The organism is Paucilactobacillus suebicus DSM 5007 = KCTC 3549 (assembly GCF_001434475.1).
Taxonomy (GTDB): Bacteria; Bacillota; Bacilli; order Lactobacillales; family Lactobacillaceae; genus Paucilactobacillus; species Paucilactobacillus suebicus.
Genome location: NZ_AZGF01000008.1, coordinates 41,241 through 63,981 on the forward strand (window position 1 = coordinate 41,241; position 22,741 = coordinate 63,981).

General features: G+C 40.7%; 18 protein-coding genes. 6 read left to right on the top strand and 12 right to left on the bottom strand.

What is annotated here, in order from left to right:
• Positions 1-76 precede the first annotated feature (76 nt).
• The 5 genes from FD16_RS04850 to FD16_RS04870 all read right to left on the bottom strand — a co-directional run bounded on the left by FD16_RS04850 (position 77) and on the right by FD16_RS04870 (position 7,993).
• Entirely contained in the window at positions 77-1,702 is a 1,626-nt protein-coding gene (locus FD16_RS04850; protein ID WP_010621272.1) for a hypothetical protein, read from the bottom strand.
• Between the two features lie 126 nt (positions 1,703-1,828).
• Positions 1,829-2,860, bottom strand: a complete 1,032-nt coding sequence (locus FD16_RS04855) for a LacI family DNA-binding transcriptional regulator (RefSeq protein ID WP_010621271.1) — start codon at positions 2,858-2,860, stop codon at positions 1,829-1,831.
• A gap of 502 nt (positions 2,861-3,362) precedes the next feature.
• Positions 3,363-4,811 (bottom strand): glucuronate isomerase, encoded by a 1,449-nt coding sequence (uxaC, locus tag FD16_RS04860; RefSeq protein WP_010621270.1) that lies wholly within the window; start codon positions 4,809-4,811, stop codon positions 3,363-3,365.
• A 140-nt stretch (positions 4,812-4,951) separates the two neighbouring features.
• Positions 4,952-6,511, bottom strand: coding sequence for a tagaturonate epimerase family protein (locus tag FD16_RS04865; RefSeq protein WP_010621269.1), 1,560 nt, complete (start codon positions 6,509-6,511; stop codon positions 4,952-4,954).
• A gap of 42 nt (positions 6,512-6,553) precedes the next feature.
• Positions 6,554-7,993, bottom strand: coding sequence for a glycoside-pentoside-hexuronide (GPH):cation symporter (locus FD16_RS04870; RefSeq protein ID WP_033385507.1), 1,440 nt, complete (start codon positions 7,991-7,993; stop codon positions 6,554-6,556).
• Between the two features lie 656 nt (positions 7,994-8,649).
• Between FD16_RS04870 and FD16_RS04875 the strand changes: the two genes are divergently transcribed.
• The 3 genes from FD16_RS04875 (at position 8,650) to FD16_RS04885 (ending at position 13,024) form a co-directional block, all read left to right on the top strand.
• Positions 8,650-9,648: a LacI family DNA-binding transcriptional regulator gene (locus tag FD16_RS04875; RefSeq protein WP_010621267.1), complete on the top strand. Its 999-nt coding sequence runs from the start codon at positions 8,650-8,652 to the stop codon at positions 9,646-9,648.
• A gap of 405 nt (positions 9,649-10,053) precedes the next feature.
• Complete coding sequence (locus tag FD16_RS04880; RefSeq protein ID WP_010621266.1) at positions 10,054-11,448, top strand: glycoside-pentoside-hexuronide (GPH):cation symporter; 1,395 nt, start codon at positions 10,054-10,056, stop codon at positions 11,446-11,448.
• Positions 11,449-11,482: 34 nt separating this feature from the next.
• On the top strand, positions 11,483-13,024 hold the full coding sequence (locus FD16_RS04885) for a glycoside hydrolase family 43 protein (protein ID WP_010621265.1): 1,542 nt from the start codon (positions 11,483-11,485) through the stop codon (positions 13,022-13,024).
• 379 nt (positions 13,025-13,403) lie between these two features.
• Here FD16_RS04885 and FD16_RS04890 read toward each other — a convergent pair whose 3' ends face one another.
• Genes FD16_RS04890 through FD16_RS04905 form a run of 4 tightly spaced genes read right to left on the bottom strand, consistent with a single transcriptional unit; the run spans position 13,404 to position 16,968 of the window.
• The gene (locus FD16_RS04890) at positions 13,404-13,718 is read right to left on the bottom strand and encodes a thioredoxin family protein (RefSeq protein WP_010621264.1); all 315 of its coding nucleotides are present in this window, start codon (positions 13,716-13,718) and stop codon (positions 13,404-13,406) included.
• A 58-nt stretch (positions 13,719-13,776) separates the two neighbouring features.
• Positions 13,777-14,073: a rhodanese-like domain-containing protein gene (locus tag FD16_RS04895; protein ID WP_010621263.1), complete on the bottom strand. Its 297-nt coding sequence runs from the start codon at positions 14,071-14,073 to the stop codon at positions 13,777-13,779.
• A 1-nt stretch (position 14,074) separates the two neighbouring features.
• Entirely contained in the window at positions 14,075-16,495 is a 2,421-nt protein-coding gene (locus tag FD16_RS04900) for a heavy metal translocating P-type ATPase (RefSeq protein ID WP_010621262.1), read from the bottom strand.
• Between the two features lie 14 nt (positions 16,496-16,509).
• Positions 16,510-16,968 (bottom strand): CopY/TcrY family copper transport repressor, encoded by a 459-nt coding sequence (locus tag FD16_RS04905; protein WP_010621261.1) that lies wholly within the window; start codon positions 16,966-16,968, stop codon positions 16,510-16,512.
• A gap of 166 nt (positions 16,969-17,134) precedes the next feature.
• On the opposite strand from FD16_RS04905, the gene greA reads away from it, so the two are divergent.
• The gene (gene greA, locus FD16_RS04910) at positions 17,135-17,602 is read left to right on the top strand and encodes a transcription elongation factor GreA (protein WP_010621260.1); all 468 of its coding nucleotides are present in this window, start codon (positions 17,135-17,137) and stop codon (positions 17,600-17,602) included.
• Here greA and FD16_RS04915 read toward each other — a convergent pair.
• Positions 17,599-18,390 carry a zinc ribbon domain-containing protein gene (locus FD16_RS04915; RefSeq protein WP_010621259.1) on the bottom strand — a complete coding sequence of 264 codons (792 nt, stop codon included), beginning with the start codon at positions 18,388-18,390 and terminating at the stop codon, positions 17,599-17,601. The genes greA and FD16_RS04915 overlap by 4 nt on opposite strands.
• A gap of 352 nt (positions 18,391-18,742) precedes the next feature.
• Here FD16_RS04915 and pnuC point away from each other — a divergent pair, with 352 nt between their 5' ends.
• On the top strand, positions 18,743-19,516 hold the full coding sequence (gene pnuC, locus FD16_RS04920) for a nicotinamide riboside transporter PnuC (RefSeq protein WP_010621258.1): 774 nt from the start codon (positions 18,743-18,745) through the stop codon (positions 19,514-19,516).
• 51 nt (positions 19,517-19,567) lie between these two features.
• On the opposite strand, the gene FD16_RS04925 is transcribed toward pnuC, so the two are convergent.
• Positions 19,568-20,764 carry an MFS transporter gene (locus FD16_RS04925; protein ID WP_010621257.1) on the bottom strand — a complete coding sequence of 399 codons (1,197 nt, stop codon included), beginning with the start codon at positions 20,762-20,764 and terminating at the stop codon, positions 19,568-19,570.
• A complete protein-coding gene (locus tag FD16_RS04930) occupies positions 20,757-21,941 on the bottom strand; it encodes an MFS transporter (protein ID WP_010621256.1) in 1,185 nt (394 codons plus the stop codon). Before FD16_RS04930 ends, FD16_RS04925 begins: the two co-directional genes overlap by 8 nt.
• Before the next feature lie 223 nt (positions 21,942-22,164).
• Between FD16_RS04930 and FD16_RS04935 the strand changes: the two genes are divergently transcribed.
• Positions 22,165-22,656, top strand: coding sequence for an ECF transporter S component (locus FD16_RS04935; protein WP_010621255.1), 492 nt, complete (start codon positions 22,165-22,167; stop codon positions 22,654-22,656).
• Positions 22,657-22,741: the final 85 nt, after the last annotated feature.

The window sequence follows — 22,741 nt, forward strand, 5'->3', positions numbered from 1 at the left end:
GTAGCAAATGTAAACGCTTACTTATAAAAGCATAAAATAAGCCAAGAAAAAAATCTTAGCTTCATTTTAAAATATTTTACTTCTTACGTTTCTTCCTTTTCCCACGTTTTTTCTTACTAAATGGAATCACCTTACGCTCTTTTTTCTCAGGAATCCTACGTTCTGCCATCTGACCAACACCAAGTTGTTGATTATAGTCCATAATAAATTTATTAACCGCATTTTCATCAGTAGGATCAACTCCAGCATCCATCATTGACATCCCCACCTGTTTACCTGATCCCCACATCTTAGGATCCTGTGAATTTTTAACAACGGTTTCTAAATTATCACCAATAACCTCTAGTAAATCACCAGCAGATTGCATATTTCTTTGGATACCTTCATACCCAACAAATTGCATCAACACAGGAATGATATGTTCAAAATATTCCTTCGGCGCCGTCACCTTACCTGGAATCACCATGGTCAAAACATCTTCAAATGCATCAGGTGTCCAATCTGTTAATTGCTGCTGAGCTACATCAAACATCCAATCAGCGGTTGACTCAATAATATCTTGAGCATCGGCCTTTTCACCCTTAGACAACTTCGAAAAATATTCTGATTTAGCAAACGATTTAGCCTCTTTACGAGCTACCATTTCATTCGTATCACGAACTCTCTGTAATTCTTTCGGTGAAAGATCAGACATATCATCGTCAGTAATACCCATAATAATATCCTGATCACTCAATTCATCCTCAACATTCAGGTCTTCGATCCACGGTTGTAACCACTTCATGTAAGCAACTACTTCATCCATATGCTCCATGACATAATTTTGCATCTTTTCATCCGTGGGTTCGCCCTTAATATGAGATTGAATAAATGGTCCCATGGCCATCACATGACGACCCATATCATCCATTGAGATCACTTGATCGATAATTGGCATTAGATCACTTAACGCGGTTAACAGCTGAGAAGCCTGTCTTACCGATATTTGATCGTTAGCTGATAAACTGTTAATCAAAGAACGGATAACCGGCACTATAAACTGCATATCATCTTCTTCAATTTGAACATCAATTGGCAACATTTGTGTCAGAACAATGCCAAGCCCATCAGCATTCCATTCTGTTGGCATCTGATCCAATTGACCGGCTAAATCAGTCATAAATATAAACGCAATATTTATCTTAGATTCTTCATCCAAATCGATTTTCTTGAACTCAGAACTTTTAACCAGCTTGCTTTCAATATCAGGGATCAATTGTAAGACATCATCAATCTTCTCCCATTCTTCATCGTCATCGGAAAAAATATCGCTGATATTTGAATTACCGACGATTTGATTAATTTGAAAATCTCTGTTGTAAATGATCTTTTCTCTGTTATCCGTTAACATTTTATCCAGTGCATCTTTATTTTTTAGCCCCAGATATTTAATGTAGCTCTTCAAGACCGGTACAATAGCTACTTTATATTTGTTATCAGAAAAAGTTTGATCAAACGAAAAACCGCCAGACAAAACTTTTCTCAAGCTTGGTGCTGTCCAATGTTGATCATCTCGTTCAGATTCTTTTTCCATAAATTCATTAATTCGATTCAAAATTAATTCAGCATATTTCTGCTGATTGTCAGTTAATCTTTTAAAATTTTTCGATGCCACAAATTCAGCAACGTGCTGCTTGTTTTGTTCATAGTTCATTTTCGCCATGTGGTTAGTCACCTTTCATCGTGCTTCACAAAAAGACAGCGAGCAATATGGTTACATTGTATCGTAAAACGGCATTCAACGAAACGTGGGAAACAAGGTAATTGCCTCATTTCCCACGTAACTAACTTATTTATTTCTCAAATCAACGACCGAATTACGAATAATCGGAATTGGTTCAATTGCCTCTCGAACATTCGAACGGACCGGTTCCTCACCCATCAGCATCTTGGTTAACAACTTAATACCTTTACGAGCCAATAGATCAGTCGGCTTATTAACGGTTGTGAGTGCTGGTAGTAGGTATTTTGAGTAACGCGTATCATCATACCCATAGATCGAAATATCCTCTGGCACCCGGAAGCCCAAGTCAGAGCAAGCACGAATCGCACCAATCGCCATTTCATCATTCAAGCAGAATACACAAGTTGGGTGTGTACCACCTGAAAGAATCTCACGCATGGCTGAATACCCACTCTTAGGTAAATAGTTACCATTTGCAACAAATGACGGATTAAGGTCGAGGCCACTTTCGTCCAATGCATCACGGAACCCTCGCTCACGCAGATGGCTAGAAGCAAAGTTATTCTCTCCACGAATAATTCCGAAATTCTTGTGACCAAGTCTTATAGCGTAGTCAGTGATCGCTTTAGAGCCAACATATTCATCAACCGTAATATTAGGAATATCATTGCGATCAATTGGCCGGTTTAAAACCACCAAGGGTAGATTACGATTAAAAATTTGGTCAATCGACTTGTCATCTGACTTAGCTTGACTGATCACTAACGCCCCATCAAATTTTTGAGCTGAAGCGGATTTGTCTCGTTCCTCCATACTATTGATGGAAATCGAGTATTCAGAAGGTAAGTTGAAGTTGATTTCATGAACAACGTCGGACAAAAAACTGTCAGAAGTTCCGACACCTAAACTGGTAAAAAATACACCAATCAAGTAATTTTTCTGGCTTGCCAACCCTTTGGCATTCAGGTTAGGAACATATCCTAACTGTTCGGCGATTTCTTTAATTTTAGTTTTAGTACTTTCTTTTACAGACGCACTATCATTTAATGCGCGCGATACCGTCGTGTGTGACACACCAGCAATGTTTGCAATTGTTCGAATTGTAGCATCTTTTTTACTTGAGGCGATAATACTCAACTCCCTTAGCCTTGAAGCATGTATACATATAATGAATTATAGAGTAATGCAACACGTTTTTACAGCTTTAGATTTAATTAGGTGCAGAACAGGGCGGTTATATCCGGTGAGCTAACGTAGTCCAGGGTATAACTCCCGGGTTTGGAGTTGTCCCCTGGACTGTGTTAGAACTCCGGATATGCCCTGTGTAGCCAGTTTTATTTGGTGCGGAGTGAGGCGTTTATATCCGATTGACTAACGTAGAATAATGGATAGTCCCTGCACTTGGGAGTATTCATTATTCTGTGTTAGACAGTCGGATATGCCTCATGCAGCCAGTTTAGTCTGTTGGAAAACAAAGGCGTTCCTCTAGTTAATGGCCCCACATAATAAGGAATCCAAACCACACACTATAAAGCCCATTTGACTAGCCCAACCTTTCTTCCACGTAAACACCCTCGACGAAAAAAAGGAGTTACGCAACCTTAATCACGTAACTCCTTTTTAACACAGACTGTCTAACTTATTTACCGAATAATTCTTCTGGAGTAGCGTCATTGAAGAATCCGAAGAAGTTGTAAGCATTGTTGTAAGAAATATCTTGAACAATCTTACCAAGGTATTCTTCGTCATCAGGAACACGTCCCTGTTCAACTAGTTCGCCGTAGAAGTTGCACAATACACGACGGAAGTATTCATGACGTGGGTATGATAGGAAGCTCCGTGAATCTGTCAGCATACCGACAAAGTTAGGAAGCAAACTTTCTTGTGCAAATACCCGTAGTTGTTCATGCATACCTTCGGCAGTATCGTTGAACCACCAGCCGGCACCTAACTGCATCCGTTGAACGCCACCTTCGAGGAAGGCACCCATCATTGTGGCCAATTCCATCCAGTCATTAGGATTCAATGAATAGAAGATTGACTTTGGAATGTCGTTAGTGTTGCGCATCTTGGTATATAGCTTTTGGATGTGCAATGCGATATCTGGTTGAGTACCAACGGCATCGTAACCAGTATCGGCACCAAGTTGATCGTACATAGGACGGTTCAAGTCACGAACTGAGTTGATGTGGAACTGCATTGTCCAATCAAATTCTTTGTTGTACTTCATGAGTTCCTCAAGTAAAGCAGTGAGGTACTTATCTTGTTCATCATCAGTTAGTTCTTCGTTCTTGATACCCTTTTGCATGATAGCGTTGACTTCTGCTTCGCTAGCTTCAATAAAGTGGTATGTCCACAATGAGTGATCTGATAAACGGCCACCCATTTCATTGAAGAATTCAAAGCGTTGGTGAACAGCTTTCATCATGCTCTTGAAATCAGTAATTTCAACGCCAGCTGCCTTACCAAGTGTCTGCAAGTATTCGCCGTAGTTAGGCTTGAAGATTTGAATCAGTCCATCTGGACGCATTGCAGGAAGAACACGGAAGCCGTTTTCCTTTTCTTCTTTCTTCAATAACTTGTGATACTTAAGGTCTGAAGCTGGGTCATCAGTGGTGCAGACAGCCTTAACATTTGAATCCTTGATTAAGTTGCGTGGTTTGAATGCATCTGTGGCTAATAACTTGTTAGCCTTTTCCCAGATTGCTGGAGCGCTCTCACGGTTAAAGGTGTCATTGATACCAAAGAACCGACGTAATTCAAGGTGAGTCCATTCGTATAATGGGTTACCAGCTGACTTCTCAATCGTTCCTGCCCAAGCAAGGAACTTCTCATATTCGTCACCGTCACCAGTGATGAGTTCTTCAGGAACACCATTGGCACGCATTAAGCGCCACTTGTAGTGATCACCATAATGGTCTTCGTTAATCCAAATCCGTGTGATGTTTGGATAATTCTTGTTCTCGTAAATTTCTTCTGGGTTTAAATGACAATGGAAATCGATGATTGGCATATCTTTTGCGTAGTCATTAAACAATTTAACAGCCATGTCATTTTGTAACAAAAAGTTGTCGTCTAGTAATGCCATGTGAAATACACTCTCCTTAATTTTTATCGGTTATTTAGAAATTTGTATCTGTCATAACAACACACCGTTTTGAAAACGATAAGCCTGCGATTCCCGCAGGAAAAACAGACTTATCAATGTGTTAGCGATCAAGCGCTACATTATTTTGGTTCGTACTTTGCACGTACTTCGTCTCTAGAAGCAGCCTTACCTTGTAGTAAGTCGATATGTTCTGAGATGTGACGGTTCAAGTAGTCATCATATTGATCTTGGTGATCAGTCAATACCTTGAAGAAACGATCACGGAAGACATAACGGAAGCTTTCTTGATATGTCAACAAGTTCCCATACATAGTGTGGATGATTTGCCGTGGGTTGTCATCACTGAGCAATGACATAACGTTGCTGTCATTGATTGTTTCTGGCTTAGGAGAGTTGTCCTTGTCAGCAGTGAAGACGTAGAATGGCTTAACATCTTGCAGGTGGTTGTAGGCATATGAGTACATTTCCTTCATCAATTCAGGATCATGCTTTGCGATAACACGCATAGCTTCAAGCCAGTTCGTTCCGGCAGTCTTTACGTGCCAGCCAGTACCGTCGTCCAATTTGTGAACGATTGGGTATACTGAAAGCTTATCTGAACCTGAGTGAATACTTACACGGTAGCCAAAGTGCTTTGAAATAGCTTGGTGAATCTTGTATTCACGTTCGAAGCGATCCAAGTCACCAATGTAATCGATGGCTTTCTGGAATTCACCATAGAACTTAGGTGCCAAAGTTTCTGGAGTGATACCCTTTTCGTGCAATTCGTTAGCAAAGAAGTAATGGTTTGCTGGAGTTGTTGGCACGATAGTTTCATCCATTGAAATTTCGAAGTCCAAGTTGTTTGGTTCGATGAAACGATGATAGATGAATTCGCCATAAAGTACGGCGTCAAAGAAGATTAATACTGATTGTTCAACATCTTTCTTGGTAAAGTGAACTTCTGCACCGTCGCCAAGATCGAATGTCTTGTCCAAGTAAGTGTCGTTGAAGTACTTAACATAGTCATCATCCAAAGCATTGAACTTAGCATCCAATTCTTCATCAGATAGATCAGCAATTTCGTTGTGGATCTTCTTAGTAGCATCCAAAGTGATCATGGTGCAGCCACTTTCAACGGCATATTCAACTTCATAAGGTTCCTTAACGTGGTCGCCATCAGCACCCCATCCAGTTGTGTAACCTTCTTCGAAGATTGCCCATGCAGCTGAAGTAACAACATCTAATTCTGTCCGGTCAGTCAAAAGCAATTCACGAATTGATTGTTGGCCTAAGATAGGGAAGATGCCACGGCCTTTGAATAAACGTAAGTGAGCGTTTGAAGCATTGCCTAAACGATCACCTAAACCAAAGGTGTACTTGTAGCCATGACGTGAAATTGGTTTAACCCATTGGAAACGCTTTGCAATGGCATCGTTGTTAGCCTTAGTTAAAGGTGCAACAACTAAAGTCTTGCCTGCGCCGGCAACTTCTGTTTCTTCGGCGTCAAAGTCACCGATTGTATTGCCGTTTTCAAAAACAACTAATTTCTTTTCATTGTTAGCATGTGAAATGAAGTAAACATTTGTACGATCAACCTGAATTGATGGAACATAGACATCCTTGTCACTTAGGTTTGAATAGTCACCATTTGCGGCGAAGATTTCTCTTGCGTCATCAATATACTTACTTGTACTCATCAAATTACCTCCATAAATTTTTTTAAATAGTCTAATTAAAGATTATTCATTATCGTCATTATCACCGATAGTACCATGTTCCCATTTGCCGTTATCAAGATCAGTAGCAACCTTTTCGAAACGATCGTCATTCAACTTGTAAAGAAGACCGATAACAATAGCAGCAATAATCATACATGCACCAGGGTAAAGAGTCATCGCACCCTTGATACCTAATAAAGTATCTGAAGATTGATGTGCGTTTGCAACGTAACCAGTGATGGCAAGAATACCAGCACTGACAATAGCAGCTAATGATTGAGCAATCTTACGTGAAAAGTTGAAGGCAGCGTATGTGATAGCTTCCTTACGCATACCAGTATGCCATTCCCCGTAATCAATAACGTCAGAAACGAAGGCCCAAGTAATACCATTAGGGATACACATTGCAGCGTAACCAATTGTAACCAAAACAATAAATGTTGTAGGACTAGTTGGCATAACAAAGTTCAAAAGACTAGCTAAACCAGAAATAACCAAGCAAACAACTGTTGTCTTCTTCTTACCAAATGCCTTAGTAAGGAATGGAATTGAGAAGATAGCAATGATAGAAACACCCATCATGATTGAGTTAACAAGTGGTTGATAGTTAATGTTACCCAAGTTGTATTGAGCAAAGTAAACCATCATCGTGTTGTTAGTGTTCATGGCTGAGATAGTGAACAAAGTCATCAGGATAACTGTAAACAAAGGTCCGTTAGTAAAGACAACCTTTAAGTAATCCTTAGCGGCGTTACCACTCTTACTCTTGTCAGTCTTCTTACGATCGATCTTAACGTTTTCTTTTGTTCCTAAGAAACAAACGAAGAACATACATACACCGATAAATGCGAAGATTGCGGCTGTCCAGAAGTAGCCATGACGTTCGTTACTGCTACCCATACCACCACCAAGCAATTCCATCAAAGGAATAAATGCAACACCGGCGATGAATTGGGCACCAACTGAACCAATCTGACGTGAAGTAGCCATGAAGCTACGATCTTGTGGGTTACGCGACATAACCGACGCCAGTGATCCATAAGGGTCATTAGTAAATGAATAGAACAAGCCCCAGATCATGTATGCAATATATGCGTACGCGATCTTGCCACCACCAGATAAGCCTAGTGGCATGTAGAATGTAACGACAGTCATAATACCAAGAATAATAGCTGACAACATCATGACTGGCCGGAACTTACCTTGCTTACCAATGTTCTTACGATTATCAATAAGAGTCCCAGCAATTGGATCCATAAATGCATCGAAAATCTTTGTAAATGCGAAGATACCGGCAACGGCACCGGCACCAATACCTGCGGCATCGGTCCAGAACTTAGTCAGGTATGCTTGACCTAAGTCAAACATGAAACCATTACCGAAGTCCCCAAACCCATAAGCAATCTTTTGCGTTACGGGAATTTGCTTACTATAGTTAGCATCGACCATCTTTTGCGGCATTGACGGCTCGCGGTGATGCCCTGTACTTGGATTGTCACTCATTATTTTTCACTCCCTTTTTCGGCTCTAAATGCACACGGTAACATTTTATCCGAAAAAAATATAAAATTTCAAACACCAAACAAACCAACGACTTAACAAGAATAATAATTTTTACGAAGCGCTTCGTTAAAATAGCAATAAATTATTTTTGTTAACGGTTTCATTGTAAGCCTTATCATATTTTTGTCAACGCTTTTTTTGAAACTAAATCCTAGTGGATCAACATTTTTACTAAAAAATAATTGCATATGTGATTAGCGTCACGATTGTTAAATCGGTTGTATTCTTATTCTAAAGCGGTTTTTACTGGGATGAATTTGTGCTTATATGTTACCGGTAACATTATTTAGTTTTACTATTTTTTTACTTTGAAATATTTAACTTAGTCGTCAGGACGAGGATGCTGGGATAATTATGGTAGAATGTTGTCAGGTTAATTTGGGAAGATTTGGTTGTTTTCCTTAGCTTTATATAGATTAAACGTGTTCCGGAACGCTGAAGCCTAACGGATAAGACATGATTGGAAATCAATTGCAAAAAACGCAATCGATTTCCAATCATGTCTTATCCCACGGCTTCAAATCGCGTTCCGTCACACTCTGAGGGGTTTTCCAATGGTAACAATTCGAGAAGTCGCAAAAATCGCTGGGGTTTCCATGACTACCGTGTCACGAGCCTTTAATCCTAAAGCGGTCATTAAAGAAGAAACACGCCAGCGAATATTTAAAATTGCTGACGACATTGGCTATGCACCAAACATCAGTGCCCGCGGTTTAGTCACAAACAAGAAGTTCGTGATTGGCGTCTTTCTTTCAAGTATTCATACTGATATGTCTACTTACCTATCAGATATCATAAGTAACATTCACGATTCTCTACCGGAAAACTACCTGTTATCGGTCGAGGGAATCGATCGTATTCAGAGCTTCGATCAAAAGGTTAAAAATCGATTTGATGGAATTTTGGTAGTTAGTCAATCTGCTGCTGATAACCAATTCATTTACAAGTTAAAAAATAATAACATTCCAATGGTCGTCGTCCTCCGTGCAATGGATAATCCAGAGATTGACAATATCTACGCAGACGATGAAAAAGGTATCCTAGATGCTATCAACTACATTGCTAGGCAAGGGCACAAACGAATTGGATTTATTGAAGGCCCACCCTCTTATGAAAACACAATTAAAAGACGACGTGGTGTTGAACTAGGATGTGTTGCCAACCATTTAAAACTGGTTGATGATGCAATCAAGATCGGTGATTTTGGTCCAATCACCGGTAAGAACTTAATGGAAGAAATTCTAGAACTGCCTAAGGAAATCAGGCCAACTTGTGTCGTCTGTGCTAATGATGATATGGCCATTGGTGCTTTTCGTGCTTGCTACGAAAAAGGCATTAAAATTCCTGAGGAAATGTCAATTACTGGTTTTGATGACAACAGTTATTCAAAATTGAGCACCCCCGCATTAACAACAATTTCTAATCCGATTCCTGAAATGGCCAGTTTAGGAATTAAACGGCTGATCTCAACAATTGAAAGTCCCAAAAAAGTTCGTCTGTTCCAGTCATTACCTACTAAGTTAATTATTAGAGAATCAGTGGCTAAAATTTAAATTTGTCAAAACACTAACAGTATAGTTAAAAGAGCAGTAAATCATTCTTATCTAGATGATCTACTACTCTTTTATTAGTTTCTAAACATTTGATATCTGTACCAACAAACAGAATATTTATGTTAACGTTAACATTATTTCAAAATATTTTCAGTTTTAAATCTCGTCGCATTTCAGTAACCGCTTACTATACTGGTGATATAGCCATTTATATTTGCCATAAGTTAGTGTTGCACTTCTAAAAATTATATGTTAATGTGTGTTTATCAAATTAATGTTAACGTTAACATTAATTTAGCATCTCTTACCCATTGCAATGGAGATTTTTTTTGAGATATTTTTGAAAGCGCTTTTCGAATTCTGCACGTAATTGATTTGTTCAATTAACTAAGGAGGAGTCGTCACATGGACGCCAGTTCAAAAAAAATTCGCCCAATTGGTAAAATATCGGCGGGTGAAAAGTTCGGGTTTGGATTAGGTGATATGGCTTGTAACCTAGTCTATGCCAGTATCTCTAGCTATCTTTTATTTTTCTATACCGATGTCTTCGGTATAAGTGCTGCAGCCGCAGCCTTAATGTTTCTGATTGTGCGATTTGTAGATGCATTTTCAGACCCCATCATGGGTTTCATCATTGATCACACAAATACAAGATTTGGTCGTTTCCGTCCATTCTTGCTCTATGGTGCTGTTCCATTTGCTGTTTTGGCTGTTCTTTGTTTTTCAAGTCCATCATTTCAGGGTGCAACTAAGTTAATTTATGCGTATGCCACCTATATCTTGTTGGATGTGTGCTATACATTTGTCAATGTGCCTTATGGTGCTTTAACTGCTGCTATGACCAATGATCAACAAGAATCCGTTAGTTTAACTACTTACCGGACATTCTTAGCAAATGTTGGTCAAGTTATCGTTGCATTTGGTGTTCCATTTTTAGCAGATGCAATGACAAAATCTGTTGGTCTTTCCAAAGCATGGCAGTTAACAATGGTCATCATGGGTACCATTGGTGGTGTACTATTGCTTATCTGTTTTGGTACAACTCATGAACGTGTAAAGACTCCACCTACACATTTAAAGATATCATTAAAAGATGTCTTCGCACAATTCAGAGTAAATCGTCCATTAGTTGTCCTATGTATCTTCTTCTTTGTTATCTATGGTGTTAAATCAATTGTTAGTTCAACTGGTATCTATTACGTTACCTACTATGTTGGCCGTGCTGATTTAGTTAAATGGTATTCACTGGCGGGTACATTACCAGCTTTAGCATTTATTCCTATTATTCCATGGTTAGCAAAAAAGATGACAAAATTTCAACTAATTATTGTATCCGTTGCTTGCGATATCATTGGTATGGCTGGATTATTCTTCTGCCAACCAAGTTGGATTGCTTTAATCTTTATTTCACGTGGAATTGCATCTGTTGGTAATGGGATGATCAGTGCATACATGTGGGCTCTTATTCCTGAAACCGTTGAATATGGTGAATGGAAAACTAACAAACGAATGGGCGGGATGATTTATGCCATTATTGGTTTCGTGTTTAAGTGTGGTACAGCTCTAGGCGGTATGATTCCAGGATTGGTATTATCCATGACTGGTTACGTTGAAGGTGTCCAACATCAAAGTGCTGGGGCCATTCACGGTATCGTGCTTGCAACCACAATTATTCCAATCATTATCTACTTCATCGCCATTATCTCAATGAAGTTCTACAACTTGGACAAGGATACTTATGCTAAGATTTCCGCTGAATTAAAGGCACGTAACGCTAAGGAATTAGATTCACAAGATTAATTTTGAAATATTTGTATATGAAAAGAGTGATTTCATGGTAAAAGTTGCTAACCCGGTTCTGCCAGGGTTCAACCCCGATCCATGCTTGTTCAGAGGAAAAGATGCTTATTATCTGTTAGTTTCAACGTTTGAATTCATGCCGGGAATCCGAGTTTATCAATCGAATGATCTAGCTAATTGGTCTTACCGCACTTCAATTCTTACTGATATTGATCTAACCGGTAATACCAGAGGTTGCTCGATTTGGGCTCCCTTTGCCGCTTACCATAATGGCAAGTACTATGTAATCTATACCGATGTCAAAAGCACTCGGGTCCCCTACAAAGATGTTAATAACTACATTATTACATCTGACAGTATCGATAGTCCTTGGAGCGAACCCAAGTACATTAATAGTTCAGGTTTCGATCCATCAATTTTCTTTGATGATGACGGTAAGATTTACTTTTTGAATGAGTACTGGGACTATCGCATGTCAACACATAACAAGTCTGCTGGGATTCTAATTCAGGAACTCTATCCGTCAACGCTTGATGTTAAAGGTGATCCTCAAGTCTTGTTTAATGGTACAGAGGCTAAAAAGACTGAAGCACCTGAAATATACAAGCATCACGGTTACTACTACCTGCTAACTGCGGAAGGCGGCACTGAAGCAGGCCACCAGGTAACAGTTGCTAGATCAAAAAATGTCACTGGGCCTTACGAACTTGATCCGCAAAACCCAATGTTAACTTCACGAGATAATCCAAAACTTCCACTGCAAAACGCTGGGCATGCCAGTATCGTCAGGGATGATAACGATAACTGGTACATGGCTCACCTCACAACACGTCCACTGAAAGACGATGTTACACTACTAGGACGTGAATCAGCCATCCAAAACGTCTATTGGACTGATGACGACTGGTTAAGATTGTCAAACGGCACTAATCAACCGGATGATTATTACACGGTTCCAATTGATACTGATGTCGTAGTTGAGCCCCACGATTTTCATGATGATTTTACTGACAGTAAGATCGACTTCAAGCACTGGAATACTCTCCGCAAGATGCCGACTGATGATTGGCTACAATTGACCGGTCATGGTGTGACACTCGCCGGTGGTCAATCACCACAGTCTGAATTCGACCAGCACCTGATTGCTAAACGTCAGACCGACTTTAATTTCAGCACCAGCGTAACGGTAGAATTTCAACCGACTAATTATATGCAGTTAGCGGGGTTAGGCCTTTATCTAGATATTGATAACTACCTGTTTCTAGCTATCACGCACGATGAAAAAGTGGGCCGTGCGATAACTTTAATTCAGGCAGTCAAGAGTGATTTCAAAATTTTGACCGAACCAATTGCGATTAGTGATGCGGCTATTAACATGCAAATTGACGTCACTGGTTTAAGCGGATCAGTTTCATTCACGGATGGCGATCAACATAAGATCGTTAATGATAACATTGATCTAAGCTTCCTATCTGGTGGCTTTACGGGTAACTTCATTGCACTAGATACAATTGATATGGGTCAGTTCAATAGAGCAAAGGCCACGTTTACGGACTTTGATTATAAAGCAAAATAAGTGTGCGGAGAAAACCGAGTAGTTCATGAGCATTAATGAAGTAATATTAATTATCCCTGGGCTTGGGATGATTGATATTACTGGGTTAAGCGGAATGAACTGGTTTTCGGAGCATAGCTAGACAAGCTTCAACCATAACACACCCAAAGTTTCAAACCTTCCAACAATCTAACACCGACGAAATCACCCAAGCAAAGTGGATATTGCTTGGGTGATTTTTTATAGTGATATTTTTAGATTGGTTTCATGCAGTTTAGCCGAAACGTGAAACAAGAGACTGACCCACATCCAATAAGCAGTAAAAGACTAAACCATCTCAAAAACCGAGACGATTTAGTCTTTTACTACTTATTGGAGACGGGTCAGGGCATCTCTTGTTTCACTCTAACTGCTTAATCTCCGCCCTCAATCGACTAACAGACCTAACACCGACAATGATCTTCACGACCTTACCATCTCTACGCACTAACATTGTTGGTAAACTCTTAATACCGTAATACCGAGCTACATAGGGATTTTGGTCCATGTCCATGTTGGCGAATTTAACCGTGCCATTCATTTCTTCCGCTAACTTACTAATGATTGGCGTCATCATTTGGCATGAACCACACCATGTTGCGTGAAAATTAGTGACCGTTAACCCAGTCCCAGTTTCGTCTGCAAAATTTTGATCTGTTACCTCAAGCACTGCCATGTGAACGCCACCCTTCAATTATGAACCAGTATAGCGCCATCTATGTAATCAGTCGAGGCTAAACAGTTGACCCATGCCAGTTCAACATGCCACCTTCGACATTCACAGTGTCAAAACCAAGTTGTGTTAACGTTATTTGTGCTTGGCTCGATCTGTGTCCGGAGCGACAGATCAAATAATACTTTTGATTATGATCTAGCTGTTGGTCCCACTTATCAATCTCACTCAACGGATGGTTCACCGCACCATCGATGTGCTGAACATTAAACTCAAATGTTTCTCGCACATCAATCAGATTAATTTGTGATTGCGCCAACAGTACTGCCAGTTGGTCAGTGCTGATTGATTCGGACATTTTATTTAACCGAATAAGGGGTATCAGCTAACGTTTGATTCAACTGATCAATGTTAGCATCCCCATCAAAGGTTGCTGACTTAGCATCTAAATCAACTTTCACATTTGACACAACTTGCCCTAATTTTTCTGTAACTGTATCCGCACAACCCTGACACATCATACCTTCAACTGCAACTTTGTTCATTTTATTCATCCTTTCGTTTTTCGAAACCTTAAATCGGTTCAACCTTAATGCATTCAACACAACGGTCACTGAACTGAAACCCATCGCCGCTGCAGCGATCATCGGGTTCAACAGCGGACCACCAAAAAGATACAAAACACCTAACGCAACAGGAATGCCCAACACATTATAAAAGAAAGCCCAAAACAGATTCTCTTTAATGTTAGTCATCGTCGCATGGCTGAGACGGTGTGCTGTCACCAGTGAACTTAAATCTGAGTTCATCAAAATGACTGAAGCCGAATCAACTGCCACATCAGTGCCGTTGCCAATGGCTACTCCGACATCCGCCTGCACTAGGGCAGGTGCGTCATTAATACCATCACCGACCATTGCGACCCGTGTGTTATCCGTTTGAATTTGTTGGATAGCAGCAGCCTTTTGATCGGGTAGCACATCACTAATCACGTCAGTAATACCAACTTGCTGGGCAATCGCCATCGCTGTGGCACGATTATCGCCCGTCAACATTACCACATTCAATCCCCGCTCTTTCAGCTGTAGCACAGCCTTTCGACTATCCTCTTTGACTGGATCAGCGACCGCAATCACGCCCATCAGTTCATGATCACTAGCTACATAAATCAAGGTTTGAGCTTGCACTGTTAAACGATCTGTTGTCGCAGATAATGATGAAACATCAACATTTTGTTCCGCCATCAGCTTCTGATTACCGGCAGCAATCACCTTATCATCAATCGTTCCGGTTAAACCAAACCCGGGACGCGTTTTGAAACCTTCAACCGGCAAACGTTGTTGATCATTTGCTTCAACAATTGCGGCTGCTAGGGGATGATCGGAGTAATATTCAAGACTAACCGCCAGCTGCAACACTGTTGACGTATCTTGATGATTCGTCTCAATTGAGGTGACACGTGGTTGACCTTCAGTAATTGTTCCCGTCTTATCCAATACAACGGTATTTACCTGAGTTAGCTGCTCCAATGCAGTACCGTTCTTAAAGAGCACACCATGCTGAGCACCCTTTCCCGTACCGACCATAATCGCAGTCGGCGTGGCAAGTCCTAGTGCACATGGACAAGCAATCACAAGAACAGATACAAAGATTGTCAGCGAGAAGGCCAGCGATTGACCACTGATCAACCAGGCAATAGCCCCTAATAATGCGATCGTCATAATTACAGGGACGAACACACCGGAAATACGATCGGCCAACCTCGCAATTGGTGCTTTGGAACCCTGCGCATCTGATACGAGCTTAACAATGTGAGCCAATGCCGTATCGCTACCCACATGTGTTGCTTCATAAGTTACTTGACCATTTTTGTTAATACTGCCACCAACCACCGGATCGCCGGTCATCTTTGTGACGGGCATACTTTCACCCGTCAGCATCGATTCATCAACCGTTGTTTGCCCGGTCAGAACTTTTCCATCAACAGGAATTGATTGGCCAGATTTAACCAGCACATGATCACCAACGTGAATGTCATTGACGTCGACGGTCGTAACATCCCCGCTATCACCGACAACTTCCGCAGTCGCCGGAATTAGTGTTAACAACGATGTCAAAGAATTGGTTGTTTTTTGTTTCGACAACGCTTCAATGTACTTACCCAACATGATCAAAGCTAAGATTGTGCCACTAGCCTCATAGTATAACGGTTGTTCCGCGCCACTGACTGCCATAATAACCGTGTTAACCACACTGTAAAGCCAAGCCGTCGCCGTCCCCACTAGCACCAGTGAATCCATATTTGGGTGTAAGTTGGCTAACGCCTTAGCACCGGCAATCAAATAACTACGACCTAACCAAATAATTGGTAAACTCAACAAGAGCTCCACACTGGCCATAGATAGCGTGTTGCGCCAATTAATCATCGGTAAATGCAGATCACTAGCCATAGCGACGTACATTAAGACGACCGCCACAACCAACGCACTAATCATTGATCGCTTCTGCTTGCCTAATTCAATCTGTTTTGCTTGTCGATCATGCTGATCACTCTCTTTGGTCAGTTCACCCGCCAATTCGGCACCATAACCAGCATTCACTACCGCCTGAATCACCTGTGCTGGTGTCACTGCTTGATTTTCGAATTCAATTTGCATCCGTTCAGACGCTAAATTAACGTTTGCTTCATCAATTCCTGGCAGTTTCCGAACTGCTTGTTCAATGGTTTGTGCACAACTAGCACATACCATTCCAGTAATTTTAAATTGTGCGTTCTCCATTCTCTCATCCCCGTCTAATTACAGTCGCACGTTTCATCCATGCCTTCAGGAAGGCAATCACACTTAACTGTTTCCGGTGCCGTCTTCTTCTTTTCAGTCAGCACAGCTTGTAAACTCTCAATATCAGATTGGCTGAGTTCCAAATGATCAATTAAGTTCACTAATGTTTGCCCGCGTTTCATCGCACACAGATGATCGAACAACTGTCGAGCTGTCACATCCATGGCCTTAATTTCTTCGACCGCAGCTGTGTACTTGAACTTGCGGTCCTCTTTTTCTGTGTTAAGTAATCCTTTTTGGACTAGTCGTCTTAGCAACGTTTTAATTGTTGAGTCAGACCAGTCACGCTTTTGCTGCATTAGACTAATTAATTCTCGACTGTAGACCGAGCCCTTCGTCCAAACGATTCTCATGAGTTCCCATTCTGCTGGCGTGATATCATCAATTTTTGTTTGTGTACTTGTGCTATCCATTTTCGTTATCCTCCGTTTACGGTTGTAACTGATAAGATCAATTTACACTCAACGTTTACATTTGTCAACTCAAAAATCGAAACATTACCATTCCAGTACGCACTTATTTAACCCACAACGTGAGTGAGCTATAATCGAGTTATTAATTTTATGAGGAGTTATATGTATGCAACCATACTTTAATAAAATGACCGCAGGCGGTTATCACGACATCGAAGTTGAGATTGAAGCACTAAAAGAAGATCGCCCTGCTAAAATTAAACAGCTACAAGAGGCACGCGCTCTTGGTGATCTTTCTGAAAACGCTGAGTACAGTGCGGCTAAACGAGATTTGCGTCATTTAGAAAGTCGCCTCCGATTTCTTAATAAACAGTTGCAGTATGCCCAAATTGTTAAGCCCAGTGCATCAGGCAAAATTGATATCGGTAAAAAAGTAACTATTGAGTTCTTAGATGACGAATTTCAAGAAACGTATACAATTGTTGGTAAGCAAGAAGCTGATCTCAAGAATAAGAAGCTTTCATTTGATTCACCACTAGGTCGTGCGCTTACCAACCACACCAAAAATGACGTTGTCTCAGTCACCGCGCCGGATGACCAATACAACGTCAAAATAATTAATGTTCAGATTTAGCTGCCAGTGACCGTCGTCTGCGAGGCTAAATCTTCCACAGTTTGAGCTGCCGAATTATCGTTCGCATACTGAACAATGTCTGACAGTGAGACACTCGCTAACGGACTCAGCGAGTTATCAGTGTACACCGTGGCTGCATCACTTGGAATAACGTAAAAATAGACCATCGATCCGTTAACTACGTATGAGTAGGTTTCATCTGACGACGAACTGCTGGTGGTCACATCATATCTATCATTACCACTGTCTTCATTAGATAAATTAATATTATTGGCAGTCTGAGTGGCTGTTAAACCGCCAGGTTGACCAGCGCTAACCATTCCTGGCCAAATACCATTTTGATCAGCATAGTAAGTAATTGCGGCAGCCGTTTGGGTCGCATTTAGTGTGCTTGCATCCAGCTGATCACCGGATTCAGATGATGAAGAGTCTGATTGATCACCACTGGAAGTTGATTCGTCACTAAAATCGTTACTGGAATTAGCGCCTTCCTTAATGTGGTGCACAGTGGCGGAATGCGATGAACTGGCCGAACCAACTTGGGTGTTCTTAATCGTCCGTCCCACAAAGTAAGCGATGGTAATTGCCAGTAATAAAATAATTAATGTTACTAAAACTACCCGCCACCGTCTTTTTTTCGGTGGTTTTTTATTTGGATTTGATCTTCTCGAAGGTGTTTCTTCTGATTCATTAATCTGCGTCAGTTGATACCCGCACTTTGGACAAAATTTAGGTTGACCGTTTAATTTCGCACCACATTTCGGGCAGAAATGAACGTCATTTTTCATGATGGAAAGCTCCCCACTTTTACAAAATCACATGAAGATTGTTTTTGTAATCGTATCACATCTTTGTTAAATTGCGACAATTTTGTCAAAAGATTAATGAATTCCAAATTTATGTATCAAAATATTCCAAATATAATTTTTTTAGGCTCGTTGCTAGACTGTTCTAGTAGGATGTGTTCATAATTATCAGTCGATTATTCGAAAATTTAACTATTGCTCAGGAGCAATAACGTGTTATACTAGAAAACGTCGCGAAAAGAGAAACACAACATGTTGTGTATTTTAAATCAGTAGCCACTATATATAGTACTGTATTGTGGCAAATACAATTTGTTAAGGGGAAAGAGCTATTATGATCAATTACTTTAAATTTTTGGGTCACCAGTTGAAAGGTTGGCCACAGCAGAATTATTACTTATTCTACTTCAGTCTTGGCTGTCAAATCATGACTTTAGTCGGAACGAAGATCACACCTTTAACAATTATTACCTTTATTGGAACCACTCTTGGTGTATTATGTGTTCTCGCTATCAATGCAGCTAAGTCAATTAATGGTTGGCTTGGTGTAATTTCAGCAATTTGCTTCATCATTACTGGCTTTGCGGCCAAGAACTACCTATCAATCGGCGAGCAGGTTGCCTACATGCTAACTTTGGACATTCCCGTGATCATCAGTGCCAACTGGAACGTCAACATGGCATCTAAAATTCGTAAGTTTACCGGCAGAAGCTGGTTAGTTGCGATCGTTGCTACAGCAGTCGTTTACGTTGTGTCCGGTTACCTGATTGGTGCCCTAACCGATGACCCTCGTCCTTGGATTGATGCCATCAGCTTTGCTATCTGCCTAACTGCCGGTGTTATTTGCTTCTTGCGTTTCAACAACCAATACGTTTGGTGGATTGCTTCCGGATTGGCACAAATGGTCCTGTGGTACATCTCGTTCCGTCAAGGATCAGCTACACTAGCAATGTTCATCAACAGTGCCGTATACCTTGCTAATGATGTGTTAGCATTCACTATTTCCCCTTGGTATAACAAGAAGGAACGTGCTCGTTTGATCTCTGAGGAAAACGAATATGCTGCTAATATGAGTAAAAATAATTCATTACAGCATTCATCAATTTAAATCAATAATATGTATTTGGGTTGCTCGTGTAGAGCAACTCTTTTTTGTTACTTAGATATCTAGATCATGGCTACTGCCAAAGTTACTGTGACTCTTAATTGCCTTATTCAGTAAAATCACCATGACCAATGCTATCAGTGCATAGACAGCCGCGCCAAACCCAATATTGTGGACACCGGCCATATCAACCATCGTTGATGAAGTCGCTGATCCTAATGAAATACCAAAATTAAAGAAGATTGAGTTCAACGATGACGCCAGCACAATTGATTGTGGATAATCTTGCTCCGCAACGTTCAAAAAATGTAATTGAATTGGCGAATTGAGCATTGATGTAATTAGACTGAGCACTAATAACACCAGTAGTCCTGGAATTTGCAGATGAAGTGTAAATGGCAAAACCGCTAAAAGAATAATTTCTGCGACATACACTCCGGGCATCTTTCTTAGCCCACCGTGTGAGGCAATTTGGCCAGATAATTGATTGCTGAAAATGCTCATTAATCCTAGTAAAAATAGTAGCCAATTAAGTGAATTCAAACTAAAGCCCAATTCTGTGGTTAACAGCGGTCTGATGTATGTGTAATACCCGTACATCGTTGCTGCACCAAATAAAACCAAAATGACTCCCAGATATATGCGAGAATCCTTCATTAAAGTTAATTGATTACGCATTGAGCCACTAACTTGTTTTATATCTCGTGGTAACAGGAGGAAAAGCAAAACGAGTGTGATCACACTGATCACCGTGACAATCAAGAACGCATTTCGCCAGCCATACGCAGTACTAATCGCAGTACCGATTGGCACACCAAAAACCGATGCAATACTAAACCCTGAAAAGATCCACGAAATTAACGCTGGTCGTTTTTCACGGGGAGCCACACTGCTCGCAAACGTCATGATTAAAGAAATAATGGAACCAGCCAAGGCCGCCGTTAGCATCCGCGCCAAAATCAGTGTGAAATAGTTGGGCGCTAATCCCGTTGCGGTATTACCGATTAAAAAGATCACCATTAAGACCATCAGCGTTTTGAACCGATTGAAGTTATTGGTAAACATTGTAATTAATGGCGTACTAATCGCATAAACGGTCGCGAAAATAGTCACCAAATAACCAACAATGGCAATGGAAACATTGAATTGGTGGGCAATATCGGAGATAATCCCGATCATAATAAACTCGTTGCAACCGAGCATAAAGGCCGTAAGAACAAAAACAATTGATTGTAGACGATACTTATTCATGAGCACTCCTCTCGTCATGGCGTTTGATAACGCGATTTAATGTAATAGCAAAAATTAACGTCAGTGCGGCATACACTGCGGCTTCCAATGGTAACTTGTCCAGGCCAATCACATCAACCAGTGCTGAAGAGGTGGCCGAACCTAGTGAAATACCAAAGTTAAAGAAGATTGAACTTAACGACGATGCTAATACCAGAGCTTGTGGATAGTCGCGTTCACCGACCGATAGAAAGTGGATTTGCATTGGTGCACTCTGAAGTGTATTGGTTGTGCCGAGAATCATTAAGAACACCAACCCAAGCCATTTGATACCCATCGTTAGTGGCATAATAACTAGCATAATCACAATGCTGACATAAACCCATGGAATACTTTTAAGACCGGCATGATTTGCTAATTGACCAGATAATTGGTTACCAATAATATTCATAATGCCAATTAAGAACAGTAACCAATTCAGACTATCAACACTAAATCCAAGTCCAGTGGTAAGTAAGGGCCTGATATAAGTGTAATATCCATACAACGTAGCGGCGGAAAACAAGACCGTGATGACACTAATATAGATTCGTGGATCCTTTAATAGCACCAGCTGCTTTAGCATCGTACTTCTAACTTGTGGCACCTGTCTTGGTAATAGCCACGCAAGCAATACATAGGTGATGATTGTAATTCCTGAAATAATGATAAATGTATACCGCCAGCCATAACTTGTACTAATCGTCGTTCCCAGTGGCACCCCAATAACTGAAGCGATGCTAAATCCGGAATAGATCCACGACACCAACATTGCCCGTTTGTGGCGAGGCGCAATTGAATTAGCAAACGTCATGATTAATGAGATAATCGAACCGGCAACCGCCGCAGTAATCACTCGTGAAACCACCAGTGCAAAATAATTTGGTGCAAAGCCACTAAACGTATTACCAATAAAAAACACCGCCATCAACACCATCAGTGTTTTATATCGGTTAAATCGACTGGAATAGACGGTTATCACAGGCGTACAAATGGCATACACCGTCGCAAAAACGGTAACCAAGTAACCGACTGTCGCAATGGAAACGTTGAACTGATTGGCGATATCCGATAGTACCCCAACAACCATGAATTCGTTACAGCCCAACATAAAAGCCACCAAAACAAAGACGGTGGCCTGTAAACGATACTTATTCATTTAGCCCCTCCCCCTTTCGAACATGAAACTTCCTATAACATCCTACTACATTTAGATCCCAGCTGATAGCAATAACATAAAATTATGAGGCAAAATTTTGTGAAAGCGGATAGAAGATTCTAATAATTTAATCTAGCTCTCATTTTATTCGTTTACTCGCGTATAAATATGGTTATAATGAGTTTGTAGCAATTATATAAGAGAGATTTAAAGGAGAAGGATTATGGAATCAAGTTATTCGGTGAAACGCGTGATCATCCCCGCCATGCTGGTGGCGGTGACCGTTGCTATTTCACGTATGTTTATTATTCCGGTACCAATGACTCACGGATATATCAATCTGTGTGATGCCGGCATTGCTATTGCAGCTATCCTATACGGGAAACGGGATGGCCTGATTGTGGGCGGCTTATCAGGATTCTTACTTGACCTGATATCCGGTTACGCCAACTATATGTTTTTTTCACTCATTGTCCACGGACTTGAGGGATTCATTTTCGGTTGGTTAGGTTACAATAAGAGTCGCAAGATGCAAATCTTAGCCATGGTACTGGGTGCCGCCTTCATGGTATTTGGGTATTTTGTCACAGACAGCATTTTATACAAAATTCCAACTGGGTTAGCCGGTGTACCAATGAACATCGTTCAAGGAATCGTTGGCGTTGTAATTGGTTTACCACTGGGATTACGACTAAAAAAGACTTTAAAATTATAATTTTAGATTTACGTTAACGCCCGCAAGGCTATCTGGATGTGAACTGTATTACAGTCCCCAGCTAGATAGTCTTGTTTTCATGATT

Excerpts from the sequence above, each read along its gene's own strand:
- greA (WP_010621260.1), top strand. The coding sequence starts at position 17,135 with ATGCAACCATACTTTAATAAAATGACCGCAGGCGGTTATCACGACATC.
- FD16_RS04895 (WP_010621263.1), bottom strand. The coding sequence starts at position 14,073 with ATGTCCGAATCAATCAGCACTGACCAACTGGCAGTACTGTTGGCGCAA.
- FD16_RS04935 (WP_010621255.1), top strand. The coding sequence starts at position 22,165 with ATGGAATCAAGTTATTCGGTGAAACGCGTGATCATCCCCGCCATGCTG.
- FD16_RS04890 (WP_010621264.1), bottom strand. The coding sequence starts at position 13,718 with ATGGCAGTGCTTGAGGTAACAGATCAAAATTTTGCAGACGAAACTGGG.
- FD16_RS04900 (WP_010621262.1), bottom strand. The coding sequence starts at position 16,495 with ATGGAGAACGCACAATTTAAAATTACTGGAATGGTATGTGCTAGTTGT.
- FD16_RS04905 (WP_010621261.1), bottom strand. The coding sequence starts at position 16,968 with ATGGATAGCACAAGTACACAAACAAAAATTGATGATATCACGCCAGCA.
- FD16_RS04865 (WP_010621269.1), bottom strand. The coding sequence starts at position 6,511 with ATGAGTACAAGTAAGTATATTGATGACGCAAGAGAAATCTTCGCCGCA.
- FD16_RS04915 (WP_010621259.1), bottom strand. The coding sequence starts at position 18,390 with ATGAAAAATGACGTTCATTTCTGCCCGAAATGTGGTGCGAAATTAAAC.
- FD16_RS04930 (WP_010621256.1), bottom strand. The coding sequence starts at position 21,941 with ATGAATAAGTATCGTTTACAGGCCACCGTCTTTGTTTTGGTGGCTTTT.
- uxaC (WP_010621270.1), bottom strand. The coding sequence starts at position 4,811 with ATGGCATTACTAGACGACAACTTTTTGTTACAAAATGACATGGCTGTT.
- FD16_RS04925 (WP_010621257.1), bottom strand. The coding sequence starts at position 20,764 with ATGAATAAGTATCGTCTACAATCAATTGTTTTTGTTCTTACGGCCTTT.
- FD16_RS04885 (WP_010621265.1), top strand. The coding sequence starts at position 11,483 with ATGGTAAAAGTTGCTAACCCGGTTCTGCCAGGGTTCAACCCCGATCCA.
- FD16_RS04875 (WP_010621267.1), top strand. The coding sequence starts at position 8,650 with ATGGTAACAATTCGAGAAGTCGCAAAAATCGCTGGGGTTTCCATGACT.
- FD16_RS04880 (WP_010621266.1), top strand. The coding sequence starts at position 10,054 with ATGGACGCCAGTTCAAAAAAAATTCGCCCAATTGGTAAAATATCGGCG.
- FD16_RS04850 (WP_010621272.1), bottom strand. The coding sequence starts at position 1,702 with ATGGCGAAAATGAACTATGAACAAAACAAGCAGCACGTTGCTGAATTT.
- FD16_RS04870 (WP_033385507.1), bottom strand. The coding sequence starts at position 7,993 with ATGCCGCAAAAGATGGTCGATGCTAACTATAGTAAGCAAATTCCCGTA.
- pnuC (WP_010621258.1), top strand. The coding sequence starts at position 18,743 with ATGATCAATTACTTTAAATTTTTGGGTCACCAGTTGAAAGGTTGGCCA.